At 58.9% G+C, this 3,228-nt stretch carries 2 protein-coding genes; both read left to right on the forward strand.

Translation table 11 applies throughout. The features are described 5' to 3' along the window. Nucleotides 1–400 precede the first annotated feature (400 nt). The gene (locus FJ222_12400; GenBank protein MBM4165222.1) at nt 401–2,113 is read left to right on the forward strand and encodes a transposase; all 1,713 of its coding nucleotides are present in this window, start codon (nt 401–403) and stop codon (nt 2,111–2,113) included. 412 nt (nt 2,114–2,525) lie between these two features. Beyond that, nucleotides 2,526–2,723, forward strand: a complete 198-nt coding sequence (locus tag FJ222_12405; GenBank protein MBM4165223.1) for a cold shock domain-containing protein — start codon at nt 2,526–2,528, stop codon at nt 2,721–2,723. Nucleotides 2,724–3,228: the final 505 nt, after the last annotated feature.

Genomic DNA, 3,228 nt, shown 5'->3' on the forward strand with positions numbered 1-3,228 from the left:
CGTTACCATCCATGCGGGCGTTCCTTCTGTGGTGGAGAGTGTTTTGTCACCCTCAATATCGCAGAAGGACGTCCATTTCACCGATACCAATTCTCTAACTCGCCTCTCCGTGCTAGCCTGGATTCCCACAGCCCCCGAAGACCCTAAGAAAAGACACCTCGCACGTGCTGTATTCCGCGGGGTTCGTGCGGATTTGATCTAGTCTGCGTTTATACGTAAACGGTATACTCCCACGCCGTCAACCGGTGTTCGCACGCGGCGACACGTCGTAAGCCGCGAGCCCGTAAATGGCATATTTCCCGAGGATTTCGTCTGATATCGGATTTTCAGGCACATCGCCCAGGGACGCTGAATTCCAGCTAACACCGTGGGAGACGCGTTTTAAATAAAGAGAGAGCTAATGGACCTGGCTCGTATCTTCCTCGCTCCGCAGAATGCCACGCACCGCCAGTACGAGGCACTCCGCGCCTATTTTGTCGAAGAGCTGCCAGGACCTGAGGTCGCCCGGCGCTTCGGATACACGCCCGGCAGCCTCCATCAACTGGTCCATCAGTTTCGCCAGCAGCCAAAGCGTTCGTTCTTCGTCGAACCACTCCGTAGGCGCGGCGCAACGATCGATCCGGTTCGTCAACACATCATTCAGCTGCGCAAGCAGAATCTGTCCATCTACGATATCAGTGAAGCGCTGAAGAAGGAAGGATGCCCACGCACCCCCATGGCGGTTTCTCTGGTGCTACGGCAGGAAGGGTTCACCAAGCTACCGCGGCGGCGCGACGACGAACGGCCATTGGGCACCAAGCCGACGGCGGCCGATCGTGCCGATGCAGGGGCCGTGAACTTGGAACCCCACGCCTTCCGCACCAAGTTCGGTGGGCTGTTTCTGTTTCTGCCCGCACTGGCGGAATTGAAGTTCGACCAGGTGATCGACAAGTGCGACCTTCCCGGGACGCAGATGGTGCCGGCCGCACACGCCCTGCGCAGCCTGCTGGCCCTCAAACTGTTCGGCACGCAGCGACACCTGCACGTGATGAGTGCCGTGCTCGACGAAGGACTGGCCCTATTCGCCGGGCTGAACGTGATCCCGAAGCGATCGTTCCTGACGGAATACAGCTGCCGGATCCGTCCGGATTGTTATCCGAAACTGATGCGTCACTGGTTCGATGCCATCTCGGGGTTGGGGTTGCAGCACGGTTCGTCCTTTGATTTGGACTTTCACACTATTCCGTTTCATGGCGAAGACGCGCTCCTGGAGAAGCACTATGTGTCGAAGCGCAGCCGCCGGCAGAAGGGAATTTTGGCCTTTTTGGCCCAGGACGGCGAGAAACGGTTCTTCTGCTATGCCAACTGCGACTTGCGCAAAGACGAGCAGAACGACGAGGTGCTGACCTTCGTGCGTTTCTGGAAAGACCGCACGGGGAAACTGCCGGAAGAACTGATTTTCGACTCCAAGCTCACGACCTACCCGCACCTGAGCCAACTCAACCAACAGGGTGTGCAATTCATCACGTTGCGCCGCCGCAGCGCGCGGATGCTCCAGGAACTCCAGGCGCGTCCGCGCAGTGCGTGGCGGCGGATCGAACTCGAGGGGGTGTCCCGGCAGTACCGGACGCCTCGGATTCTGGATGAGACGGTGACGTTGGCCGGTTACGCGGGACCGCTCCGGCAGATCACGATCGCGGACTTGGGTCACGAGGAGCCGACGCTGCTGCTGACGAATCAACTCCGGCGGTCGGCTGCGAAGCTGATTCAACGGTATGCGCGTCGGATGCTGATCGAGAACAACATCGAGGACGGCGTGAACTTCTTCCACATGGATGCCCTCTCCTCTGCCGTCGCGTTGAAGGTGAACTGCGACCTCCAACTGACGCTCATGGCCAGCAGTCTGTACCGCTATTTGGCCCAACGCATCGGGAGCGGTTACGAAACCGCGAAATCGCGTCATCTGTTTCGCGACTTCATCGACGCCACGGCGACGATCGAGATTGACGAGCGCGCGGTCAACGTGTACTTCCAGAAGCGCGCACACAACCCTTTGCTGGTGGCCGCAGGTTTCGATCAGACAGATATCCGAATCCCCTGGCTCGGAAAACGCCTGCGGTTCCTGTTCGGCTAAGCGCCGTATGGTGTAAAGCCATCACCTAATACACGGTCTCCCGGCCCTCGTCGCGCCGGGGTGATTTCTTAGGTCTTTCCGCCATATGGGAATCCAGGCTAGCGGCGGCAAGGAGGCTGAGGGCGGACGGGCACTCTGGGGTCGAGCAAGGCCTTATGAAGGCGTTGGATACGACGAAGCGAGTATCGCAGAGGCCATGATAACCCATCAGCTGGTGGCGAGTTGTGTTGTGATTGGCTGAGCACGAAGATCGGTGGTCCAGCGCACCCGTCCGCTCTTGTGGTTTGTGCCGCAACCCACTTGTGTGATGTATCCGCGGCGAGCTACACTTCGTTCAACCAACGGATGGCGGCCAGAAAGCAATCGTAGGCCAAACGGCGTCAATCCGAGCAAACACGCAGGAAAAGTACCAATGGCGGAAGGCACCATCAAAAAGCTGATGGACAAGGGTTTCGGATTCATCAAGACGGGGTCCGAAAAAGATCTGTTTTTCCACTCATCGAGCCTCGAAGGTGTCAGTTTCAACGAACTGCATGAAGGGCAGAAGGTGTCCTACACGGAAGGTCGGGGCCCCAAAGGCCCGTGTGCCGAGAGCGTCAAGGTGATCTAGTTTCGCTGGGACTCGCCACCTATCTTCAGCCAGGACGATGCAGCCAGGCTGTTCGCACGACGGCATGCCGAACGCGACAACGCCGGCTACGGCACCCGGCTTGTCGCCGCGGCCCTTTTGGCCGCCGCCGATCTGCTTCCTGCTCAGTCGCAGCAGGACGAGCCTTCCGAGCCGCCACAATTAGGTGCGGATCTGGTGAGGGCACCCAGGTTATCACCGGCAATCGATCATCGGCGCGCAGGCGGAGAGCGTATTGCAACGCTTGGAAAAAGGAGTCTGCCTCCTTTTTGGAAGGATGGGCTAAATGAACGCGTTCAGGTATCGCAAAGAAAGCTGCGCAAATCACTCAGGCTATGCATTTCGCCAATAAGGAGGCAGACTCCGTTTCTCGTTCCCGCGGCGGGAATCCGTCGCAAAACGGTCGGTGGCTGGCCGGCTCCGCGGGGCAAAAGAAAGCGGTGACGAGTCACCGCACTCCAAAACCTCTCGCCGCATTCGTTCCCGC

The organism is Lentisphaerota bacterium (genome assembly GCA_016873675.1).
Classification (GTDB): Bacteria; Verrucomicrobiota; Kiritimatiellia; order RFP12; family JAAYNR01; genus VGWG01.

Excerpts from the sequence above, each read along its gene's own strand:
- FJ222_12400 (MBM4165222.1), top strand. The coding sequence starts at position 401 with ATGGACCTGGCTCGTATCTTCCTCGCTCCGCAGAATGCCACGCACCGC.
- FJ222_12405 (MBM4165223.1), top strand. The coding sequence starts at position 2,526 with ATGGCGGAAGGCACCATCAAAAAGCTGATGGACAAGGGTTTCGGATTC.